Source organism: Curtobacterium sp. 179-B 9B NHS (genome assembly GCF_045370965.1).
Classification (GTDB): Bacteria; Actinomycetota; Actinomycetes; order Actinomycetales; family Microbacteriaceae; genus Curtobacterium.
In genome coordinates this window covers 95,372-115,169 of the sequence record NZ_JBIQDQ010000002.1, presented here as the reverse complement: position 1 = coordinate 115,169, position 19,798 = coordinate 95,372, and the positions used below count along the sequence as shown (strand labels likewise).

Annotated in this window: 24 protein-coding genes; 8 read left to right on the top strand and 16 right to left on the bottom strand. The window is 71.8% G+C overall.

All coding sequences use genetic code 11. The features are described 5' to 3' along the window. Window positions 1-45: 45 nt before the first annotated feature. The gene (locus ACH0A8_RS02385; RefSeq protein WP_406906365.1) at window positions 46-630 is read right to left on the bottom strand and encodes a hypothetical protein; all 585 of its coding nucleotides are present in this window, start codon (window positions 628-630) and stop codon (window positions 46-48) included. A gap of 198 nt (window positions 631-828) precedes the next feature. On the opposite strand from ACH0A8_RS02385, the gene ACH0A8_RS02380 reads away from it, so the two are divergent. Continuing rightward, window positions 829-1,809 carry an o-succinylbenzoate synthase gene (locus ACH0A8_RS02380; RefSeq protein WP_406906364.1) on the top strand — a complete coding sequence of 327 codons (981 nt, stop codon included), beginning with the start codon at window positions 829-831 and terminating at the stop codon, window positions 1,807-1,809. A 253-nt stretch (window positions 1,810-2,062) separates the two neighbouring features. On the opposite strand, the gene ccsB is transcribed toward ACH0A8_RS02380, so the two are convergent. From ccsB to ACH0A8_RS02350, 6 genes are all read right to left on the bottom strand, one after another. Next, window positions 2,063-3,043, bottom strand: a complete 981-nt coding sequence (gene ccsB / locus ACH0A8_RS02375) for a c-type cytochrome biogenesis protein CcsB (RefSeq protein WP_144411449.1) — start codon at window positions 3,041-3,043, stop codon at window positions 2,063-2,065. An 8-nt stretch (window positions 3,044-3,051) separates the two neighbouring features. Then, window positions 3,052-4,680 carry a cytochrome c biogenesis protein ResB gene (locus ACH0A8_RS02370; RefSeq protein ID WP_066658460.1) on the bottom strand — a complete coding sequence of 543 codons (1,629 nt, stop codon included), beginning with the start codon at window positions 4,678-4,680 and terminating at the stop codon, window positions 3,052-3,054. Between the two features lie 73 nt (window positions 4,681-4,753). Continuing rightward, window positions 4,754-5,452 (bottom strand): cytochrome c biogenesis CcdA family protein, encoded by a 699-nt coding sequence (locus ACH0A8_RS02365; protein ID WP_251159651.1) that lies wholly within the window; start codon window positions 5,450-5,452, stop codon window positions 4,754-4,756. 45 nt (window positions 5,453-5,497) lie between these two features. Then, window positions 5,498-6,109, bottom strand: a complete 612-nt coding sequence (locus tag ACH0A8_RS02360) for a TlpA disulfide reductase family protein (protein WP_066655286.1) — start codon at window positions 6,107-6,109, stop codon at window positions 5,498-5,500. After that, window positions 6,109-6,765 carry a histidine phosphatase family protein gene (locus ACH0A8_RS02355; RefSeq protein ID WP_066655287.1) on the bottom strand — a complete coding sequence of 219 codons (657 nt, stop codon included), beginning with the start codon at window positions 6,763-6,765 and terminating at the stop codon, window positions 6,109-6,111. Before ACH0A8_RS02355 ends, ACH0A8_RS02360 begins: the two co-directional genes overlap by 1 nt. Window positions 6,766-6,873: 108 nt before the next feature. Further along, a complete protein-coding gene (locus tag ACH0A8_RS02350) occupies window positions 6,874-8,364 on the bottom strand; it encodes a SulP family inorganic anion transporter (RefSeq protein WP_066655289.1) in 1,491 nt (496 codons plus the stop codon). Between the two features lie 136 nt (window positions 8,365-8,500). Between ACH0A8_RS02350 and ACH0A8_RS02345 the strand changes: the two genes are divergently transcribed. Then, window positions 8,501-8,875, top strand: coding sequence for a MerR family transcriptional regulator (locus tag ACH0A8_RS02345; protein WP_235426653.1), 375 nt, complete (start codon window positions 8,501-8,503; stop codon window positions 8,873-8,875). A gap of 39 nt (window positions 8,876-8,914) precedes the next feature. Here the strand turns inward: ACH0A8_RS02345 and ACH0A8_RS02340 are convergent, their stop codons facing one another. Then, window positions 8,915-9,127 carry a hypothetical protein gene (locus tag ACH0A8_RS02340; RefSeq protein WP_251154607.1) on the bottom strand — a complete coding sequence of 71 codons (213 nt, stop codon included), beginning with the start codon at window positions 9,125-9,127 and terminating at the stop codon, window positions 8,915-8,917. Next, window positions 9,081-9,461: a hypothetical protein gene (locus ACH0A8_RS02335; protein ID WP_271825239.1), complete on the bottom strand. Its 381-nt coding sequence runs from the start codon at window positions 9,459-9,461 to the stop codon at window positions 9,081-9,083. Before ACH0A8_RS02335 ends, ACH0A8_RS02340 begins: the two co-directional genes overlap by 47 nt. A gap of 141 nt (window positions 9,462-9,602) precedes the next feature. Here ACH0A8_RS02335 and aspS point away from each other — a divergent pair, with 141 nt between their 5' ends. Next, a complete protein-coding gene (gene aspS, locus ACH0A8_RS02330; RefSeq protein ID WP_209685038.1) occupies window positions 9,603-10,943 on the top strand; it encodes an aspartate--tRNA(Asn) ligase in 1,341 nt (446 codons plus the stop codon). A 72-nt stretch (window positions 10,944-11,015) separates the two neighbouring features. On the opposite strand, the gene ACH0A8_RS02325 is transcribed toward aspS, so the two are convergent. The 5 genes from ACH0A8_RS02325 to ACH0A8_RS02305 form a co-directional block, all read right to left on the bottom strand. After that, on the bottom strand, window positions 11,016-11,309 hold the full coding sequence (locus tag ACH0A8_RS02325; protein WP_066655295.1) for a Dabb family protein: 294 nt from the start codon (window positions 11,307-11,309) through the stop codon (window positions 11,016-11,018). Continuing rightward, window positions 11,306-11,569, bottom strand: coding sequence for a glutaredoxin family protein (locus ACH0A8_RS02320; protein WP_066655297.1), 264 nt, complete (start codon window positions 11,567-11,569; stop codon window positions 11,306-11,308). Before ACH0A8_RS02320 ends, ACH0A8_RS02325 begins: the two co-directional genes overlap by 4 nt. A 71-nt stretch (window positions 11,570-11,640) precedes the next feature. Next, window positions 11,641-11,739 carry a 30S ribosomal protein bS22 gene (locus tag ACH0A8_RS02315; protein ID WP_003792170.1) on the bottom strand — a complete coding sequence of 33 codons (99 nt, stop codon included), beginning with the start codon at window positions 11,737-11,739 and terminating at the stop codon, window positions 11,641-11,643. A 125-nt stretch (window positions 11,740-11,864) separates the two neighbouring features. Beyond that, complete coding sequence (locus tag ACH0A8_RS02310; RefSeq protein WP_058729786.1) at window positions 11,865-12,059, bottom strand: helix-turn-helix domain-containing protein; 195 nt, start codon at window positions 12,057-12,059, stop codon at window positions 11,865-11,867. A 146-nt stretch (window positions 12,060-12,205) separates the two neighbouring features. After that, the gene (locus ACH0A8_RS02305) at window positions 12,206-12,721 is read right to left on the bottom strand and encodes a helix-turn-helix transcriptional regulator (RefSeq protein ID WP_066655298.1); all 516 of its coding nucleotides are present in this window, start codon (window positions 12,719-12,721) and stop codon (window positions 12,206-12,208) included. Between the two features lie 71 nt (window positions 12,722-12,792). Between ACH0A8_RS02305 and ACH0A8_RS02300 the strand changes: the two genes are divergently transcribed. Together ACH0A8_RS02300 and ACH0A8_RS02295 are read left to right on the top strand one after the other, a co-directional pair. After that, window positions 12,793-14,232: a TrkH family potassium uptake protein gene (locus tag ACH0A8_RS02300; RefSeq protein ID WP_066655299.1), complete on the top strand. Its 1,440-nt coding sequence runs from the start codon at window positions 12,793-12,795 to the stop codon at window positions 14,230-14,232. A 67-nt stretch (window positions 14,233-14,299) separates the two neighbouring features. Further along, entirely contained in the window at window positions 14,300-14,938 is a 639-nt protein-coding gene (locus tag ACH0A8_RS02295) for a TrkA family potassium uptake protein (RefSeq protein WP_066655303.1), read from the top strand. Between the two features lie 95 nt (window positions 14,939-15,033). Here the strand turns inward: ACH0A8_RS02295 and proC are convergent, their stop codons facing one another. After that, window positions 15,034-15,864 (bottom strand): pyrroline-5-carboxylate reductase, encoded by an 831-nt coding sequence (proC, locus tag ACH0A8_RS02290; RefSeq protein ID WP_251159589.1) that lies wholly within the window; start codon window positions 15,862-15,864, stop codon window positions 15,034-15,036. A 95-nt stretch (window positions 15,865-15,959) separates the two neighbouring features. Here proC and ACH0A8_RS02285 point away from each other — a divergent pair, with 95 nt between their 5' ends. Beyond that, complete coding sequence (locus ACH0A8_RS02285) at window positions 15,960-16,916, top strand: cation diffusion facilitator family transporter (protein WP_066655306.1); 957 nt, start codon at window positions 15,960-15,962, stop codon at window positions 16,914-16,916. Window positions 16,917-16,969: 53 nt separating this feature from the next. On the opposite strand, the gene ACH0A8_RS02280 is transcribed toward ACH0A8_RS02285, so the two are convergent. Further along, entirely contained in the window at window positions 16,970-17,401 is a 432-nt protein-coding gene (locus tag ACH0A8_RS02280) for a nucleoside deaminase (RefSeq protein WP_251159653.1), read from the bottom strand. 75 nt (window positions 17,402-17,476) lie between these two features. On the opposite strand from ACH0A8_RS02280, the gene upp reads away from it, so the two are divergent. Next, the gene (upp, locus tag ACH0A8_RS02275) at window positions 17,477-18,112 is read left to right on the top strand and encodes a uracil phosphoribosyltransferase (protein ID WP_066655308.1); all 636 of its coding nucleotides are present in this window, start codon (window positions 17,477-17,479) and stop codon (window positions 18,110-18,112) included. A 709-nt stretch (window positions 18,113-18,821) separates the two neighbouring features. Continuing rightward, a complete protein-coding gene (locus ACH0A8_RS02270) occupies window positions 18,822-19,592 on the top strand; it encodes a winged helix-turn-helix domain-containing protein (RefSeq protein ID WP_144411342.1) in 771 nt (256 codons plus the stop codon). The last annotated feature ends 206 nt before the right edge of the window (window positions 19,593-19,798 follow it).

Genomic DNA, 19,798 nt, shown 5'->3' with positions numbered 1-19,798 from the left:
GCCGGCCCGCGCCCGAAGCCAGCCGTGGAGCCGTCCCGTCCCGCGCTAGGTGCCCGAGAGGGCCTCGGGCACGAGGACGACGAGCAGCACGATGAGGATGACCGGGTTCGCGAAGAAGGCGAGCACGACCCCGATCGCGCCGTACCAACGGCCGAACGACCCGACCGCGGCGATGAAACCGAGCACCGCAGCGATGAGGGTGAGGAAGACCACCACGAAGCAGATGCCGAACGCGAAGGTGGTGTCGCCGCCCATGAAGACCGCGAACGCACTCGCGTCGACCGCGGCGGAGACGACGGCGAGCCCGAGCGCGATCTTACCGACGATCGGGTTCCGACGCCGCCGGGCGGACCGTTCGAGGGCCCGGGCGTCGACGGTGTTCCGCTGCATCAGCCGCTCGAAGTCGCCGGTGTCACCGGACCGGCTCCCGGCGCTCGCTGTCGGCTGTGTCGTCCCGGGGGCGGCGGCGCGCTGCGGCGCCGCCGGTCGCGGGGCACCGGAGCGCTGCACTGCCGAGCGCTGGGCTGCGGCACGTTGGGCCGCCGCGCGCTGGGCCGCGGTCGGCTGCGCGGCCGCACGCTGCGCTGCTGCACGCTGCGCGGCTGCGCGCTGCTGCGGATCCGACGCCACCGGCCCTCCCTCTCCTCGGTCCCCTCACGGACGCGCCACGGTGGTCCGTGACGACGCCGGCGCTGGGCCGACCGGTGCATGCTAGTGCCCGGCCCTGGCGGTCGGCTCCGAGGAACCGGCGGGAGCGCTGGACGCGCGACCAGCCCCTGCCGCCCACCGCGTCCGGGCACCGCACCTGCCCGTGCGCGAGGATGGGGTGTGCTCCCCGATCTCGCCGACCTGACCGCCGACGCCCACGTCGTCGCACTCCCGATGCGCGTCCGCTTCCGCGGCATCACCGTCCGCGAGGCCCTGGTGCTCCGCGGACCCACCGGGTGGACCGAGTTCTCGCCCTTCGTCGAGTACGACGACCGGGAGGCGACCGCGTGGCTCCGGAGCACGATCGACTTCGGGTGGACCGAGCACGACCCCGCCGCTGACGCCGTGCCCGTCAACGCCACGGTGCCCGCCGTCGGACCGGACGCGGTCGCCGACCTCCTGGCCCGCTACCCCGGCTGCACGACCGCGAAGGTCAAGGTCGCCGAGCCCGGCACGAGCACCGACGACGACGTCGCCCGCGTCGCCGAGGTCCGTCGGGTGATGGGGCCGGGAGCGGCCGTCCGGGTGGACGCCAACGGGCTCTGGTCCGTCGACCAGGCCGTCGAGGCCCTCGAACGACTCGCGCCGTACGGACTCCAGTACGCCGAACAGCCGTGCCGGTCGGTGCCGGAACTCGCTGAGCTCCGACGCCGGATCGCGGGACTCGACGTGCCCGTGGCCGCGGACGAGAGCGTGCGCCGGGCCTCGGACCCGCTCGCCGTCGCCCGTGCGGGGGCGGCGGACGTGCTCGTCGTGAAGGCCCAGCCCCTCGGCGGGGTCACCGCGGCACGGGCGATCGTGGCCGAGGCGGGGCTGCCGTGCGTCGTGTCGAGTGCGCTCGACACGTCCGTGGGGCTCGGGACCGGGGCGTTCCTCGCGGCGGCGGCGATGAGCCCCGGCTACGCCGCCGGGCTCGGGACGGCGGCCATGTTCGAGACGGACGTCACCGACACGCCCCTGCTGCCGGTCGGCGGTCGGGTGCCGGTCCGCCGTGCGGAGGTGTCGCGGGAGCTGCTGGAGCGGAACGCGGCATCGCCGGAGCGGACGGCGTGGTGGCTCGCGCGGCTGGAGCGCGTCCACGCCCTGCTCGCCGCCGCGTAGACCGGGCTGCCGCGGGCGACGACGAGGGAGCAACCGACCGAACGGTGTCCGGGCGGCGACGAGCGCGCAGGACGTGCCGCTCACGTCCGCCGGACGGGCGAGACTCGTCGGCCTCGACCGCCGAGCATGACAGATCGTGCGCATTCACGCGAGGCAGGAACGCCCGGACACGACGGACGGGAGGCGCGGTGCCCGATGGCACCGCGCCTCCCGTCCGTCCCGGGGTCGCCGCCGCAGCGACGCCCGGTCGGCCTCACAGGCCGGAGTAGCTGTGCAGGCCCTTGAAGAAGACGTTGACGACCGAGAAGTTGAACATCACCGCGGCGAACCCGATGAGCGCCAGCCACGACGACCGCGCACCGCGCCACCCGCGGGTCGCACGCGCGTGGATGTACCCGGCGTAGACCACCCAGATGATGAAGGTCCAGACCTCCTTGGTGTCCCACCCCCAGTACCGGCCCCAGGCGCGCTCGGCCCAGACCGCACCCGCGATGAGCGTGAAGGTCCACAGCACGAAGCCGACGAGCAGCACGCGGTAGGTCAGGACCTCGAGCCGTTCGGCGTCGGGGAGCGTCTCCATGAAGCGGAGCTGCTTCGACGCGGGACGACCCTGGCGGTACGTCTGCACGAGCTGCGCCACGGCGAGCCCGGCGCCGAGGGCGAAGAAGCCCGTCCCGGCGATCGCGACGAAGACGTGGATGACCAACCAGTACGACTGCAGCGCGGGCTGGAGCGGCACGACGGGCACCCAGTAGTTCACGGTCGCGATGCCGAGCAGGATGATCGTCAGACCGGTGATGAACACACCGAGGAACTTCAGGTTCTGCCAGAGCTGCACGAGCAGGAAGATCAGCGTGATGAGCGCCGTGCCCGTGAGCGAGAACTCGAACATGTTGCCCCACGGGACACGGTCGGCCGCGATGCCGCGCAGGACCGTGGCACCGACGTGCAGCACGAGCGCGAGGATCGTCATCGCCATGCCGACCCGCTCGAACTTCGTCCCGCCGCCGCCGGGGCGACCCCGGTCGGCCTCGACCTTCTCGAGCACGACCGTCCCGCCCTGCACCGTCGCGACGGTGCGCGCGGCGGGCGCTGTCGGCGCAGCAGCCGAGGCGGACGCCACCTGACCCGACCGCTTCGCCATGTCGAGCGCGAACGAGATGAACGCGATGACGTAGACCGCCATCGCGGAGTACGTCAGGACGACCGAGTAGGTCGCGAGGTTGGTCGTCATGTCCGGGTTCACGCAGGGATCCTAACTCCGAGGTCCGACAGGTGCCTCTTGGCGATGTCGTCGACGGCGCGCTCGAGGTTGGGGTCCTCGCCGCGCGCCAGACCGGCGTACTCGAGGTCGTACTCGCCGTGCTCGGCTCCCCGGCGCGGGACCGCCTTCACCCACACGCGGCGGCGGGGCACGAACAGCGAGGTGAGCAGGCCGAGCACCGCGAGCACCGCGAACCCGGCGACGAACGCCTGCGAGGGGTCGTGGTGCACGTCGAGCGAGACGTAGCGCTTCACGCCGTCGAAGGTGATCGAGCCGGTACCGTCCGGCAGGGTCTTCGTCTGACCGGGCTTCAGCTCGATGCTCGGGGTCGTCGACTGCCGCCCGGCGATCTGCTCGAGACCGCTGGTGTCGAGCGAGTACACGCTCTGCGGGACGCCGCTGTCGAGACCGAGGTCGCCGCGGTACACCTGCAGGGTCAGGAGCGGGTTCTGCGCGTCCGGGTAGGCACTGGCGAACGCGCCGGTCGACAGCTTCGACGCCGTCGGGTAGAAGAACCCGACGAGCCCGAGCTGCGACGGCGAGGCGTCGGGCACCTTGATGACGCCGGTGGACGTGTAGTTCGCGTCCTCGGGCAGGAACGGCACGACGTCCTGGAACGCCACGTTCCCCTTGCCGTCGCGGATCGTGACCTGCATCGCGTAGCCGTTGCCGAGCAGGTAGACGTTCGTGCCACCGACCGACAGCGGGTCGTTCACGCCGATGCGACCGGTCTTCGGCTCCTGGCCCTTCTCGCGGCTCGTCACCGTCGCCGAGTAGTCCAGTGCCTGGCCGAGGGCGTCGAGGTTCTTCTCCTCGTACGTCGTGGTGAACTTGTCGAGCGTCAGGTTGTAGCCCTGCAGGTCGGTCTGCCGGAACCAGCGGCCGGGGTTGAACGAGTCGTAGGAGCCGAGGACGTTCGAGAACGTCTGCCCCTCGACCAGGAGTCGCTGCCCGGTGTAGCTGAAGCCACCGCCGAGGCCGACCGCCACGAGCACGCCGACGAGCGCCGCGTGGAAGACGAGGTTGCCGGTCTCGCGCAGGTACCCGCGCTCCGCGCTCACGGAGTCGCCGAACCGCTCGACCCGGTAGCCGGACCGCTTGAGCAGTGCCGCCGCGCGCGTCACGGCCTCGTCGACGGACGGGAGGCTCGTGGTCGCGTCCGCCTCGACCGGGACGGACCGGTAGCCGGCGAGTCGGCCGAGACGCACCGGCGTCCTCGGCGGTCGCGTCCGGAGCGCCTGCCAGTGGTGCTTCGTGCGCGGGACGATGCACCCGATGAGCGAGACGAACAGCAGCAGGTAGATCGCCGAGAACCACACCGAGGTGTAGGTGTCGAAGACCTGCAGTGTGTCGAGCACGGGGAAGAGCTGCGGGTGGTCCGCCTTGTACTGCACGACGCCGTTCGGGTCGGCGGTGCGCTGCGGCACGAGGGATCCCGGGATCGCCGCGAGCGCCAGGAGCATGAGCAGGAAGAGCGCCGTGCGCATGCTCGTCAGCTGCCGCCAGAAGAAGCGGACGTAGCCGACGAACCCGAGCTTCGGCTGCGTCGGGCCGTCGTCCGCTCCGGGGGCCGGTGCGGCACTGTCGACGTGGTCGGACGGCCGCATCGGGTCGGCGCCCGCGGACACGTCGTCCGCGGACCCCGGTCCGCTACCCGACTGCTCGGGGGTGGTGTCGCGCTCAGACCGCGGGGACAAAGCTCTGGATCACCGCCCCGAGGCTCGACATGACGGCCGACCAGATGCCGGTGACCATGAGCAGACCGATGACGATCAGGATCGCTCCTCCGATGATGTTGACGGTGCGCATGTGACGCTTCACGATGCGGATCGCGCCGGTCGCCCACCCGGCGCCGAGCGCGACGAGGACGAACGGGATGCCGAGCCCGAGGCAGTACGCGACGCCGAGCCACATGCCCTGCCACGCGCTGCCGGACTGCACGCTGAGCAGGTTGATCGCTGCGAGCGTCGGCCCGAGGCACGGGGTCCAGCCGAGGCCGAACACGATGCCGAGCAGCGGCGCCCCGACCAGGCCCGTCGCGGGGGTCCACGACGGCTTGATCGAGCGCTGCAGGAAGGTGAAGCGTCCGATGAACACCAGGCCCATCGCGATCACGACGACACCGAGGACCTGCGTGATGAGGTCACGCCACCGGACGAGCCAGAAGCCGAGCGCACCGAAGACCGTCGTGTAGGCGACGAACACCGCGGTGAAGCCGAGCACGAAGAGCACGACGCCGAGCACGACCCGACCGCGGCGCTGCCCACCCTCGGCGATCCCGCCGACGTACCCGAGGTAGCCCGGTACGAGCGGGAGCACGCACGGGGAGAGGAACGACACGAGTCCGGCCAGTGCTGCCACGGGCAACGCGACCAGCATCTGGCCGCTCAGGATCGCGTCCGCGAAGGGGTTGCCGGGCACGGGTCAGGACGCCTTGCCGTCGAGCTCGTCGCTGACCAGGGTCTGCAGGATGCTCTTGCCGTCGATCGCGCCGAGGACGCGGGCGGCGACGCGGCCCTGCTTGTCGAGGACGATCGTGGCGGGCACGGCGTTCGGAGCGATCTGCCCGGACAGCGCGAGCTGCACGGTGCCGTCGCGGGCGTCGAGGACGGTCGGGTAGTCGACGCCGAAGGTGCGCTCGAACGCCGCCGCCGTGCCCTCCTCGTCACGCACGTTGACGCCCACGAAGACCACGTCGTCGTCGGCGTACTGGTCGTGCACCTGGTTGAGGTACTTCGCCTCGGCCCGGCACGGCGGGCAGCCGGCGTACCAGAAGTTGAGCACGACGACCTTGCCGCGGAGCTCCTCCGCCGAGACGGTGTCGCCGTCGGTGTCCTTCGTCGTGAAGTCGACCGGGGCGCTCCGCTCGTCCGTCGCGACCTCGGTCACCGCACCGGTGCCGGAGATGTAGTTCTGGGTGGTGCCGCTGCCGTACTGGCGGGACAGGTCGTCGTTCGACGACGAGCACCCGGCGAGCGCCAGGGCTGCGATCACCGCCGAGGCCGCGACGGCGGCGATCCGGCTGCGTGCGGACATCAGACTGCTCCTTCGTCGACCGCGGACGCACGCAGGGACTGCGCGGGGTCCGCGTACCCGACCTCGGTGAAGCGACCGGACGAGGTGGCGGGCACACGCTCGAGGGTCGTGATGCTGGACAGGTCGCACCGACGCTTGCGCGGGTCGTGCCAGAGCGGCTCCCCCGCGAGCTTGCGGTGCACGGTCCAGATGGGGAGCTGGTGGCTGACGAGGACGACGTCGCCGCCGTCGACGCTCTCCCAGGCGGAGGCGACCGCGGCGAGCATGCGGTTCGCGATGGACTCGTAGGCCTCGCCCCAGCTCGGCCGGAACGGGTTCGCGATCCAGGGCCACTCCGCAGGGCGTCCGATGGAGCGCTTCGTGAAGCCGGGGCGCTGGCCCTCGTAGCGGTTCGTGGGCTCGATCAGGCGCTCGTCGAGCGAGACCTCGAGCCCGTAGGCGGCGGCCCAGGGCGCGGCGGACTCCTGCGTGCGCTGCAACGGCGACGCGACGATCCGTCGGACGTCGACCCCGGCGTCGTGCCAGGCGGTCGCCGATGCACCGGCCATCCGGGCGCCGAGTTCGCTGAGCCCGAAGCCGGGCAACCGGCCGTAGAGCACGCGCCCCGGGTTGTGGACCTCGCCGTGCCGGACGAGGTGGATCCGTGTCGCGGGCATGGGTTCCAGTCTAGGTCGCTCCACCGTCATCACCCGCCCCACAGCGGATTCACCGGATGTGCGACCGTTCAGCCCCTGCGACCGTTCGGCTCTGCCCGGTCGCTGCCGTCAGCCCAGCCGTCCGGTCAGTCGGCCGTGCAGTGCCACCGACCCGGTGTTCAGGTTCACGACCTCGACGGTCGAGCCGTGCCGCGCGTACCGCTGCTCCACGCCGTCGAGTGCCGCGACGGTGCTGGCGTCGAACACGTGCGCGCCCGACATGTCCACGATCACCCGCTCCGGGTCCTCGGCGTAGGAGAACCGCGTCACCAGGTCGTTGGACGACGCGAAGAACAGGGCACCGTGCACGCGGTACCGCACGGTGCGCTCGTCGACCGGCTCGCGCACCACGGACACGACGTGCGCCGCGCGACGGGCGAAGACGAGGGCCGCGACGACCACGCCCACCAGCACACCCGTCGCGAGGTTCTGGGTGACGACGACCACCACGACGGTCACGACCATGACCGCCGTCTCGCCGAGCGGCATCCGCCCGAGCGTGCGGGGCCGGACGCTGTGCCAGTCGAAGGTCGCGACGCAGACCATGAGCATCACGGCCGTCAGGGCCGCCATCGGGATCTGCGCGACGAGGTCGTGCAGCACGATGGTCAGGACGAGCACCGCCGCGCCCGCCGTGAAGGTCGACACCCGGGTCCGGGCGCCGGCGGTCTTCACGTTGATCACGGTCTGGCCGATCATCGCGCAGCCACCCGTGCCGCCGAAGAACGCCGAGGCGATGTTGGCGATGCCCTGGCCCCACGACTCGCGCCAGCCGCTGGACCGGGTCTCGGTCAGGGAGTCGACGAGCTGCGCGGTCAGGAGCGTCTCGATGAGGCCGACGATCGCAACCCCGAACGCGTACGGCGCGATGATCTGCAGGGTCTCGAGCGACAGCGGGACCGTGATGCCGCCGAACCCGGGCAGCGCGGTCGGCAGGGAGCCCTCGTCGCCGACCGTCGGCACCGCGACCCCGAACACGATCGTGATCGCCGTGACCACGACGACCGCGATCAACGGCGCGGGGACGGCCTTGGTCAGGAAGGGGAACGCGACGATGATGCCGATGCCGAGCGCCGTCAGCGGCCAGACCACGAACGGGACGTCGTCGCCGAGGAGGTTGGGCAACTGCGCCGTGAAGATCAGGATCGCCAGCGCGTTGACGAAGGCCACGTTGACGCTGCGCGGGATGAAGCGCATCAGTCGGGCCACCCCGAGGAAGCCGAGCACCAGCTGGACCACACCGCCGAGCACCACCGCGGGGACGAGGTAGGCGACGCCGTGGTCGCGCACGAGCGGAGCGATCACGAGCGCGACCGATCCGGCGGCGGCCGAGATCATCGCGGGTCGCCCGCCGACGATCGAGATGACCACCGCGATGACGACGCTCGAGAAGAGGCCGACGGCCGGGTCGACCCCGGCGACGACCGAGAAGGAGATGGCTTCGGGGATGAGGGCGAGCGCCGTGACCACGCCGGCCAGGACCTCACGGGTGAGGAGCCGGGGCGACCGGAGCGCGGTGAGGACGGTGGGTGCCGCGGGGGCGAGCGGTGCGAGGGACATCGCCAGCGACCATACCCTGACGTGAGGGGAGGGTTGCGCCGGGCAGACGTGCACTCCGAGCGATCTCGCGCGGCGGTCTGCCACCATGGCTCCCGTGCACGCGATCGACTCCCCCGCCCCGACGCCGGGCGACACCATGCACATCGGTGAGCTCGCCGAGCGCGCCGGGATGTCCCTGCGGACGATCCGGCACTACGACGAGGTCGGGCTGCTCGTGCCGAGCGGACGGACCACCGGAGGGTTCCGGGTCTACACGGCGCAGGACCTCGAGCGACTGCTCGTCATCCGTCGGATGAAGCCGCTCGGGTTCTCGCTGGACGAGATGGCGGAGCTCCTGCGCGTCGTCGACGCCCTCGCCGACGCCGGACCCGAGGACCAGCCGGCACTCGCCGCCCGCCTCGACGCGTCGCTCGAGGACGCCCGCGCCCGGCACGCGAAGCTCGTCGAACGGGCCGGCATGGCCGAGGAGTTCATCGGCACGCTCAGCACGCTGCGCGCCACGCTCCCCTGAGCCCCGGACGACACCCGGCAAGCCGGAGACACCGCTCGGTCACCGGTCGACCTGCAGCTCACCGGACTCGATGAGCCGCGCCCGCTCCCGTTGTGCCGCCCGGAGTTCATCGCGCCACCGGAGCAGGTCGTCGTGGACCCGGATGATCCGTCGTGCCTCCCAGGGTCGGAAGCGGTACTGCCGTCGGATCAACTGCCGCCACTCGTCACGATCGCGTTCGATGAGCGCGACCACCGGGTCTTCCACTGCCATCTGCGTTCCCTTCCGTGATGAGGTCGAGCACGATCTTGCCGATCGCGGCGTCATCGGCGCGAAGGATCTGCATTCTGGACATCGCCCGAGCGCTGAACCGACCGACCTCGGCCCGTCCGACGTCGCCGTCGCACACCTGGTCGACCGTCCACACGAACCGCGCCCAGGCCCGGTCGCGTTCCTCGCGCCCGACGTCCCGCCGCCACCGCACCAGCGCCCAGACGCCTCCCACGGCCGCGCCGACCAACGTCAGCACCGACCCGACCGCAGCCGCGACCACCGCCGCCACCGCGACGGGCGGCCAGGCCGCGAGCCCCGCTCCCGTTGCCGTCATCCGGGATCCCCTCTCGACTCGCGACCCGACCACACGGACGACGCTACGGACGTGCCGGGGCCGAACCACGCCTCCCGGCCGACGCTGTGGAGAGAACGGACCGGGACCCCACCTGTGGAGGAGGCCGTAGACTCGACGACCGTGATCGAACGCACCCGCATCGCCGACCTCGCCGCCCTCCCCGACGGCCCCGTTGCCGTCGCCGGCTGGGTGGAGACCGTCCGCGACCAGAAGAAGGTCCAGTTCGTCGTCCTCCGCGACGAGACCGGCGCCGCGCAGCTGGTGAACCCCGCCACGCGCGAGGCCGAGGACGGCGACGACGACGCCCAGGCCCGGCTCACCGTCACGAACGAGGTCTCCGGGCTCGCGCACGGCACCTTCGTGCACGTCCGCGGCACCCTGAAGCACGACGAGCGCGTGAAGCTCGGCGGGCTCGAGGTCAAGGTCGGCTCGCTCGAGGTGGTCAGCGCCGCGAAGCCGGAGACGCCCATCGCGGACGACTCCTCGCTCGACAAGCGTCTCGACTGGCGCTTCCTCGACCTGCGCAACCGCAAGCAGAACCTGATCTTCCGCATCCAGACGACGCTGGAGCACGCGTTCCGCACGTACTGGGTCGAGCGTGACTACATCGAGATCCACACCCCGAAGCTGATGGCGTCGGCGTCCGAGTCGCGCGCCGAGCTCTTCCAGCTCGAGTACTTCGAGACCACCGCCTACCTGGCGCAGTCCCCGCAGAACTTCAAGCAGATGGCGCAGCCCGCCGGCTTCGGCGCGGTGTTCGAGATCGCGGACGCGTTCCGCGCGGACCCGTCCTTCACGAGCCGTCACGCCACCGAGTTCACGAGCGTCGACGCCGAGATCTCGTGGGTCGAGTCGCACGCCGACGTCATGGCGATGCACGAGGAGCTCCTCGTCGCCGGCTTCACCGCCGTCAAGGACAAGTACGGCAAGGAGATCGAGGAGGTCTTCGGCTTCGAGTTCGTCGTCCCGACCGCTCCGTTCCCCCGCGTCACCCTGGCCGAGGCCCGGAAGATCGTCGCCGACAGCGGACACGACGTCGTGCGGGCGGACGGCGACCTGGACCCCGAGGGCGAGCGTCGCGTCAGCGCCTGGGCGAAGGAGACGCACGGCTCGGAGTTCGTGTTCGTCACGGACTACGACGCCTCGATCCGCCCGTACTACCACATGCGTCACGCCGACGACCCGACGCTCACGAACAGCTACGACCTGCTGTTCAACGGCGCCGAGATCTCCACGGGTGCCCAGCGTGAGCACCGCGTCGACGTGCTCGAGGCGCAGGCCGTCGAGAAGGGCCTCGACCCCGAGGAGCTCGGCTGGTACCTCGACTTCTTCCGCTACGGCGTCCCGCCGCACGGCGGCTTCGGCATGGGCCTCGCCCGCGTGCTCATGCTCGCCCTGCACGAGCCGTCCATCCGCGAGGTCACCTACCTGTTCCGCGGACCGACGCGCCTGACCCCGTAGTCACCACCGACGACGACGGCCACCCTCCGACAGGCGGGTGGCCGTCGTCACGTGCGGGCCGGGAGGCGCGGGTCAGCTCTCCCAGTCGATGGCCGCCCGCCCCGTGACGAGCTCGCGGATCTCCGCTGCCGCCGCCTGGTGGTCCGGGTGGAACTGGTACTCGTCGAGACCGGCCAGGTCGTCGAACGTCGCCACGACGGCCAGGTCCTGGTTCTTCCCCGGGTAGGCCACGTTGTCGACGACCTCGAGCGACCGGATCGAGCCGATCGTGCCGACGAGCCCGGTCAGGAGCTCGCGGACGTGCTCGATCGTCGCGGTGCGGTCGAGGTCCTCGCGGACGGTCCAGGAGACGACGTGGTGGATCATGCGCTGGCCTCGGCCTTCTCTGCCTTCTCGAGGGCACCGTGCAGCCGGTCGGCGTCCACGTGCCAGTTGCTGTGGACCCGGCCGTCGACGAGGACGACCGGGATGTCCTCGGCGTACTCCTCGCGCAGCGCGTCGTCGTCGAGGATCGACCGCTCCTCGAGGGTGACACCGGGGTGGGCGGCCACGACCTGCTCCACGACCGGACGGGCGTCGTCGCAGAGGTGGCAGCCGGGCTTCGTCAGGAACGTCACGGCGGGCATGTCCCCCACGATAACGCGCCCGGGAACACGAAAGCCCCGGCGGACCGGGGCTTCGGGTGCAAGTACTGGACTTACTTCTTGTTGCGACGCTGGTGACGCGTCTTGCGAAGGAGCTTGCGGTGCTTCTTCTTCGCCATGCGCTTGCGACGCTTCTTGATGACAGAACCCATAGTGGACCTCGCTCGGAACGATGCAGATGTGTGGACACCGGGCCCGAAGAGACCGCGGAAAATCAACCCGGCCGAGTCTAGCGGAGCGCAGCGGTCCTGTCGAACGGGCGCGCGCCGGGCCGATCTCAGCCGACGTCGGCGATGCCGCCGCGCAGGAGTTCGGCGACCGCCGACTCCGGGACGCGGAAGGACCGGCCGAACCGGATCGCGGGGAGCTCTCCCGCGTGCACCATGCGGTACACCGTCATCTTCGAGACGCGCATCATCTCGGCCACCTCAGCGACGGTGAGGAAGCGCACGTCGTCGAAACTGCCGGTCATGGTCCGCCTTCGGGTACCCGCGGATCGCGCGGGGTCGGTGTGACCAGTGTGGTCAAGGGCGAGTGTAGGGGCGCGTGGGACCACGTGTCCAGGAGACTCCGAGCGGACGCTCGACCGTGCTGCGCGAGGGGTCTCCCACCGGTCGGTCAGTCGTCCTCACCGCGGCGCGTGAAGCGCTTCCGGCTGCGGTCGACGACACGCTCCCAGCCCTGCTGCGCACCCGAGAACGCGGCGGTCGCTCGGTGCGAGGCCTCCGCCATGACGCGACCCAGCTCGGTGCCGACCTCGACGGTGGACCGCGCTGCGGTGCCGGTCCGGCGGAACGAGACCGGCTGCCCGTCGAGCGTCCACGAGGTCGTCGCCGGGGTACCGTCTGCGTCGACCGCTCCCGTGAAGGGGACGACCCACTCCTCGAGCCGGACGAGCGGCTCCGGGTCGAGCCGGTAGAAGCGGTGCTGGCCCTCCTCACGGCTGGAGACGAGACCGTGGTCGCGCAGGACGCGGAGGTGCTTCGACACGGTCGGCTGGCTGACGCCGATCTTCTCGACGAGCTGCCCGACGCTGAGTTCGCCGCCGGTGGCGTCCGAGCCGTACGCCGTCAGCAGCGCCCCGAGCAGCTCGCGCCGGGTCGGGTCCGCCACGACGGTGAAGATGTCGGCCATGCGGCAAGGCTAGCCGGACCCGTACGCATGTACCATGACCGCTGACCTGCCCACGGCTCCGGAGGCACAGGATGCTCGACCGCACCGAGCCGCTCAACCGGCACACGCCGACGAGCGGGGTGAGACGGCGTCTGGACGGTGCCCTCGGCGTCCTCCGGTCGTCGCCGTCGCGGCTCGCGATCCTGGTGTTCGTCGCGCTGATCCTCATCTTCACGACCCTGTTCATGACGCCCTGGGCGGCTGCGGACCGGACCCCGACGCACTTCGCGGACGCGCTGTTCACGGCGGCGTCGGTCGTCTGCGTGACCGGGCTGGCGACGGTCGACATGGCCACGCACTGGTCGGTCTTCGGCAAGGTGCTCATCGTCGTCGGGACCCAGATCGGCGCCGTCGGCGTCCTCACCTTCGCCTCGATCCTCGGCCTGGTCGTGACACGGCGGCTGGGGCTCCGTGCCAAGCTCATCGCCGCCGGCGACTCGAACCCGCTCCGCACGCACTCCGGCGCCGTCCCCGAGGGGCAGGCCGTGCGGCTCGGGGAGGTCGGCACGCTCCTGCTCACCGTGGCGGTGAGCACCCTGACGATCGAGATCGCGATCGGCGTGCTCCTGCTGCCGTCCACGCTCGCCGCCGGCTACCCGTTCTGGACCGCCGTCGGGGACGCCTTCTACTACTCGGCGATGGCCTTCACGAACACGGGCTTCTCGCCGAACGCCGAGGGGCTCACCCCCTTCGCGAACGACTACTGGTTCCTGTCGCTCCTCATGGTCGCGGTCGTGGCGGGCTCGATCGGGTTCCCGGTGATCCGGGCCGTCACCAAGCAGTTCCGCACGCCGCGGCGGTGGCCCATCCACGTGAAGCTCACGCTGGCCACCAGCGCGGTGCTGCTCGTCCTCGGCGCGGTCGTCTACACGGCGCTCGAGGCCTCGAACCCCCGCACGCTGGGGGATGCCGGCGCCGGACACACCGCGTTCCAGGCGCTGTTCTTCTCGACGATGACGCGGTCCGGCGGGTTCGCCACGATCGACGTCGAGCAGATGCACGGCGCCAGCCTGCTCGTCACCGACATGCTCATGTTCATCGGTGGCGGTTCGGCGTCGACGGCCGGCGGCATCAAGGTGACGACGCTGGCGGTGCTCTTCCTGGCCGCGGTCGCCGAGGCCCGCGGGCGCCAGGGCATGGAGGCGTTCGGGCGCCGCATCCCCGGTGACGTCCTGCGCGTCGCCGTCGCGGTCGTGCTCTGGGGGGCGACGATCGTCGCCGTCATGACCGTGGTCCTGCTGCAGATCACCGGCGACTCGCTCGACCGCGTGCTCTTCGAGGTCATCTCCGCCTTCGCGACCTGCGGCCTGAGCTCCGGCATCTCCGCCGAGCTCCCGGAGGCGGGCAAGTACGTCCTCGCCGCCACGATGTTCCTGGGCCGGGTCGGTACAGTGACCATCGCCGCCGCGCTGGCCGCAAGCCAGAGCCGGCAGTTGTTCCGCCGCCCCGAGGAGAGGCCGATCGTTGGCTGACCGCCGTCCCCGCGCCGACCGTCGCGCACCCCACCCCGTCACCGGAGCCGTCAGCCACGACGCCCCCGTGCTCGTCCTCGGCCTCGGCCGCTTCGGCGCCGCCACCGCCGGTCAGCTCGAGCGCCAGCACCGCGAGGTCCTGGTCGTCGACACCGACGCCGGCCTCGTCCAGAAGTGGTCGGACCGCGTCACCCACGCCGTGCAGGCGGACGCGACGGACATCGACGCCCTGCGGCAGATCGGCGCGCAGGACTTCGCGATCGCGGTCGTGGCCGTCGGGTCGCACCTCGAGTCGAGCGTGCTCATCACCTCGAACCTCGTCGACCTCGGCATCCCGCAGATCTGGGCGAAGGCCGTCAGCCGCTCGCACGGCACGATCCTGTCCCGCATCGGGGCGAACCACGTCGTGTACCCGGAGCGCGAGGCCGGCGAACGGACCGCGCACCTGGTGTCCGGTCGGATGCTCGACTTCATCGAGTTCGACGACGACTTCGCGGTCGTCAAGATGTTCCCGCCGCGCGCCGTGCGCGGCAAGGACCTCGCCACGACCGTCATCCGGACCCGGCACGGCCTCACGGTGCTCGGCATCAAGTCGCCGGGCAGGGCGTTCGTGCCGGCAACCCCGGACAGCGTCATCGGCGAGGACGACGTCATCATCGTCTCGGGGACCGAGACCGACCTGGAGCGCTTCGCCGCGCTCGAGTAGCGACCCGACGTCGGACGGGAGGCCCGTGGCGGACACGGCCACGGGCCTCCCGTCCGTCCCGTGGTCACGCCGGACGGACCGACCGGCACCCGCGGTCAGGACGCGGCGATCTCCTCGGCCCGGGCGATCGCGGCGCGCGACGCGCGGGTGAAGGTGCCGGCGAGGTCGGCCTCCTGCAGGACGGCGACCGCGCGCTCGGTGGTGCCCTTCGGACTGGTGACGGCGCGGCGCAGGTCGGCGGGCTCCCGCCCGGACGCGGCGAGGAGTTCGACGGCTCCCCGCACGGTCCCCTGCACCATCGTCGCGGCCTGCTCCGGGGTGAACCCGAGCGCCTCGGCGGCCTGCTGCCACTGCTCGACGAGCAGGAACACGTACGCGGGCCCCGATCCGGAGACGGCGGACAGGGCGTCGAGCTGCGACTCCGGCACCTCGATGACCTGTCCGGACGCGGCGAACACGCTCGAGGCGATCCCGACCGCGTCGTCGTCGGCCGTGGACCCGGCGCTGATACCGGTGACCCCGTGGCCGACGCCGATCGGGGTGTTCGGCAGCGCCCGGACCACACGGACGCCCGCCGGGACACGCGCCTCCATCGAGGCGAGCGTGGTGCCGACCGCGACGCTCACGACCACCGCACCGGGGTGGAGCGACGCGGCGACCTCGTCGAGGACCTCGCCGATCATGTAGGGCTTGACCCCGAGGACGACGAGCCCGGCCCCGCGGACGGCCTGCCGGTTCGCGTCCGGGTCGGTCTCCGTCGCCGACGCCTCGAGCCCACGCTCGCGCCATGCCGCCGCCGACGCTCCGGACCGGGTGGTGAGCGTCACGGTCGCGGGGTCGAGGCCGGCGGCGAGCAGTCCCTCGAGGACGCTGCCGGACATGGAGCCGACGCCGAGCATGGCGGTGCGGGGCAGTTCGATCGTCATGGTCCCGACCCTACCCAGCGCCCACGCCTAGGATCGGTCCGTCAGGGGGCCGCCTGCGGTGCGGGCCCGGTGCACGGCAGGGAGAAGGGACACCCGTGAGCGCTTCGGGAGGCACGAGGGCGATCGTCGCCGCACTCGCCGCGAACGTCGGCATCGCGATCGTGAAGTTCGTCGCGGCCGCGATCAGCGGGTCCGCCGCGATGCTCGCCGAGGGCGTGCACTCCCTCGCCGACTCCGCGAACCAGCTCCTGCTCCTGCTCGGCGGCCGCCGTGCCCGCCGCGCAGCCGACCAGGAGCACCCGTTCGGCCACGGCCGCGAACGGTACGTGTACGCGTTCGTCGTCTCGATCATCCTGTTCACCATCGGCGGCGTGTTCTCGTTGTACGAGGGCATCGAGAAGCTCGCCGACCCGCACCCGATCACGAACTGGTGGCTCCCCGTCGCCGTGCTCGTCGTCGCGATCGGCCTCGAGGGCTTCTCGCTCCGCACCGCCCTGCGCGAGGCCCGTCCGCACAAGGGCTCGCAGTCGTGGGTGCAGTTCGTGCGTCGGGCGAAGGCCCCGGAGCTCCCCGTGGTCATGCTGGAGGACACCGCGGCGCTGACCGGTCTCGTGTTCGCACTGCTCGGCGTCGGGCTCACCGTGCTCACCGGCAACGGGGTGTTCGACGCGATCGGCACGGTCCTCATCGCCCTGCTCCTCATCGCGGTCGCCGTCGTGCTCGGCATCGAGACGAAGAGCCTGCTCGTCGGCGAGGGCGCGAGCGTCGCCGACGTGGAGCGCATCAGGGCCGCCGTGCTCGACGGTCCCGAGGTCGAGTCGATCGTGCACCTCAAGACGCTGTACCTCGGGCCGGACGAGCTCATGGTCGGCATGAAGGTCGCGGTCGACGGGGACCGTCGGCTCGGCGACGTGGCCGCGGGCATCGACACCGTCGAGCAGCGCATCCGCGCCGCGGTGCCGGTCGCCCGCGTGATCTACGTCGAGCCGGACGTCCTCCGGACCGGGCCGCGGCCGCCCACCGAAGCGATCGTCATCCGCGCCGCCGACTGAGCGCAGGCCCGTCGAGGCAGGCCTGTCCGGACAGAGCCGTCCGGGCAGGGCCGTCAGCGGCGCTCGTGGAAGAACGCATCGAGCAGGTCGGCACAGGCCTGCTCGCGCACGCCCGCGACGACCTCGGCACGGTGCGGCAACCGCCGGTCCCGCGCGATGTCGTAGACGCTGCCGCTCGCCCCGGCCTTCGGGTCCCAGGCACCGAACACGATCCTCGGCACGCGCGCGGCCAGTGCGGCACCGGCGCACATCGGGCACGGCTCGAGCGTGACGACCAGGGTGTGCTCGGCGAGGTGCCAGTCCCCCGTCGCCTCGGCCGCCGCCCGCAGCGCGAGCACCTCGGCGTGGGCGGTCGGGTCCTGCCGGGCCTCGCGTTCGTTCCGGCCGACCGCGACGACCTCGCCCGCAGCGTCGAGGACGACGGCACCGACCGGCACGTCCCCGGTCGACAGGCAGGCACGCGCCTCGTCGAGCGCTCGGTCCATCGCCGCGGTGAACGGTCGTCCGGCTGGGTGCTCCACGCGTCGATCCTGCCCCATCGGCACGGTACGCTCGACACCATGCGAGTCCACGTCGCCGACCACCCGCTCATCACCCACAAGCTCTCGGTGCTCCGCGACCGGACCACACCCTCCCCGACCTTCCGTGCGTTGACGGAGGAGCTCGTGACGCTGCTCGCCTACGAGGCCACGCGCAGCGTCCGGGTCACCGCCACGCCGATCGACACCCCCGTCGCGCACACGATGGGTGTCGCGATCGCGAAGCCCCGTCCGCTCGTCGTGCCGATCCTGCGCGCCGGGCTCGGCATGCTCGAGGGCATGGTCAAGCTCGTCCCCACCGCCGAGGTCGGCTTCCTCGGCATGGCCCGCAACGAGGACACGCTCGAGCCGCAGACCTACGCGGAGCGCCTGCCCGACGACCTGTCCGGTCGGCAGTGCTTCGTGCTCGACCCGATGCTGGCGACCGGTGGCACGCTGGCCGCCGCCATCGACTTCCTCTTCGACCGCGGCGCGGAGGAGGTCACGTGCGTCTGCATCCTCGGCGCACCCGAGGGCCTGGCCGCCGTCGAGCAGGCCGTCGGTGACCGCAACGTGAGCATCGTCCTCGGCGCCCTCGACGAGAAGCTCGACGAGAACGGCTACATCGTCCCGGGTCTCGGCGACGCGGGCGACCGCCTGTACGGCCTGGCCGAGTAGCACCCGCTCCCCCGACGCCCCCGTCGACCCGGCTCCGGCCGTGTCGACGGGGGCGTCTCGCGTCTTCGGCGCTCGCGCGGGACGGTGTCGTCGTCGCGAGACGCCGCCGACTCGACGAGACACCGCCGCTTCCGGGTGCGTCTCGCGCGAAGGGCGGCGTCTCGCGCGAGAAGCGGCGTCTCGCGCGCAGACCGCGTCACGCGCACCGCGCCCCGCCCACGCGACGGCGGACGGGAGGCCCGTGGCGTGCCGGCAGCGCGCCTCCCGTCCGGCAGCGGGGTCCGCCCGACCACCGGCTGTCCGCTCTCGTCACCGTCCGTGCGGACGGTTGACAGCGCCTTGGTATACCGCGGATACTCGTCCCATGACTGCAACCGTGTCCTCCCGAGTCCTCTCCGAGGCCCTGGGGAACGCCGGCACCATGATGCCGGCGTCGGCGGTCATGCGTTGTCGAATGTGTGCCTGATCGGTACCCGTTCCAGCCGGATCCCCCGCGACACCACCCCGGTCGCGCGCGTGTGATCCCCGGGCGACAGCACCTCGGCGACGCCCCCACACCGCGTCCCGTCGGAGCGCAGACCACCCGTACCTCCCGGGAGGCCCCGGTCCACCGCAGGACCGCTGGGCGACACGGCGATCAGCCGTACCCGGACCGACGCACTCGACACCGCACGGTGCACCGCACCGCAGCCCCGCCCGGAGAACCGCCATGTCGCTCACGATCCCCCAGCCCCGCACCGCCCTCCGTCCCGCCACCACGGTGCCGACCGACCTCGGCACGGTCACGCCGATCCGTCCGCGTCGCACGCCCGTCGCCCCGCCGGTACCGAGCGGGATCCCGACGAGCCCGGTCGTCGCACCGCAGCGGAACCGGGCGCTCCCCGAGGGCACCGAGGCGCGTGGCTTCGCGCTCTACGTCGGCATCGACGAGGCCGCGGCCGCTGCCGCCGGGACGAGCCTCGCGGCCGTGGTAGAGCAGCTCAAGGCCCTCACCGCCCAGCTCGTCCCGTCGTCGGAGACCTACGCCGCCGTCGCCGTCGCCGCCGAGGGGTCCGGGGGCCGCGACGTGGACGTGGTCCGTCTCGCGCTGCAGGACCGCTCCGCCGTGGCCGCCCGCAAGCAGGCCGAGAAGCCCGAGCCGGAGGAGACCGGTGTCGTCATCGACATCTCCCGGAAGCGCGTGACGCTCGACGGCGAAGCCGCTCCCCTGACCTACAAGGAGTTCGAGCTCCTGCAGTTCCTCGTGCTGCGCGAGGGCCAGACCGTCGACCGTGCCGCGATCATCGAGGGCCTGTGGTCCGACGACGAGGACGAGACCCCGAACGAGCGCACCATCGACGTGCACGTGCGTCGGCTGCGCTCGAAGCTCGGTGCGTTCGAGGAGATCGTGCGGACCGTGCGCGGCGTCGGCTACCGCTTCGACCGGCACGCCGACGTCGCGGTGCGCTACGCCTCGACGCCGTCGCCCGACCTCTTCTGATCTGCTCCGACGACGTTCGGCGAACTCGCAGCGAACGGAGCCCGGACACGCTGGCGCGCCGTTACCTCGCCGTTATACAGTCGGAGTCGCAGGCAGTGTTTGCTGTGGCACCGCCTGCGGAATGTGATTGCAGGACACTCTTGGTGCAAGGGAGAGGGCCGGTCGCTCAGAAGGCGACCGGCCCTCGTCACGTCCCGGCCCGGTCC

Excerpts from the sequence above, each read along its gene's own strand:
- ccsB (WP_144411449.1), bottom strand. The coding sequence starts at position 3,043 with ATGACGACCAACCTCGCGACCTACTCGGTCGTCCTGACGTACTCCGCG.
- ACH0A8_RS02370 (WP_066658460.1), bottom strand. The coding sequence starts at position 4,680 with ATGCGGCCGTCCGACCACGTCGACAGTGCCGCACCGGCCCCCGGAGCG.
- ACH0A8_RS02365 (WP_251159651.1), bottom strand. The coding sequence starts at position 5,452 with ATGCTGGTCGCGTTGCCCGTGGCAGCACTGGCCGGACTCGTGTCGTTC.
- ACH0A8_RS02360 (WP_066655286.1), bottom strand. The coding sequence starts at position 6,109 with ATGTCCGCACGCAGCCGGATCGCCGCCGTCGCGGCCTCGGCGGTGATC.
- ACH0A8_RS02355 (WP_066655287.1), bottom strand. The coding sequence starts at position 6,765 with ATGCCCGCGACACGGATCCACCTCGTCCGGCACGGCGAGGTCCACAAC.
- ACH0A8_RS02350 (WP_066655289.1), bottom strand. The coding sequence starts at position 8,364 with ATGTCCCTCGCACCGCTCGCCCCCGCGGCACCCACCGTCCTCACCGCG.
- ACH0A8_RS02345 (WP_235426653.1), top strand. The coding sequence starts at position 8,501 with ATGCACATCGGTGAGCTCGCCGAGCGCGCCGGGATGTCCCTGCGGACG.
- ACH0A8_RS02340 (WP_251154607.1), bottom strand. The coding sequence starts at position 9,127 with ATGGCAGTGGAAGACCCGGTGGTCGCGCTCATCGAACGCGATCGTGAC.
- ACH0A8_RS02335 (WP_271825239.1), bottom strand. The coding sequence starts at position 9,461 with ATGACGGCAACGGGAGCGGGGCTCGCGGCCTGGCCGCCCGTCGCGGTG.
- ACH0A8_RS02325 (WP_066655295.1), bottom strand. The coding sequence starts at position 11,309 with ATGATCCACCACGTCGTCTCCTGGACCGTCCGCGAGGACCTCGACCGC.
- ACH0A8_RS02320 (WP_066655297.1), bottom strand. The coding sequence starts at position 11,569 with ATGCCCGCCGTGACGTTCCTGACGAAGCCCGGCTGCCACCTCTGCGAC.
- ACH0A8_RS02315 (WP_003792170.1), bottom strand. The coding sequence starts at position 11,739 with ATGGGTTCTGTCATCAAGAAGCGTCGCAAGCGCATGGCGAAGAAGAAG.
- ACH0A8_RS02310 (WP_058729786.1), bottom strand. The coding sequence starts at position 12,059 with ATGACCGGCAGTTTCGACGACGTGCGCTTCCTCACCGTCGCTGAGGTG.
- ACH0A8_RS02305 (WP_066655298.1), bottom strand. The coding sequence starts at position 12,721 with ATGGCCGACATCTTCACCGTCGTGGCGGACCCGACCCGGCGCGAGCTG.
- ACH0A8_RS02300 (WP_066655299.1), top strand. The coding sequence starts at position 12,793 with ATGCTCGACCGCACCGAGCCGCTCAACCGGCACACGCCGACGAGCGGG.
- proC (WP_251159589.1), bottom strand. The coding sequence starts at position 15,864 with ATGACGATCGAACTGCCCCGCACCGCCATGCTCGGCGTCGGCTCCATG.
- ACH0A8_RS02280 (WP_251159653.1), bottom strand. The coding sequence starts at position 17,401 with ATGGACCGAGCGCTCGACGAGGCGCGTGCCTGCCTGTCGACCGGGGAC.
- upp (WP_066655308.1), top strand. The coding sequence starts at position 17,477 with ATGCGAGTCCACGTCGCCGACCACCCGCTCATCACCCACAAGCTCTCG.
- ACH0A8_RS02270 (WP_144411342.1), top strand. The coding sequence starts at position 18,822 with ATGTCGCTCACGATCCCCCAGCCCCGCACCGCCCTCCGTCCCGCCACC.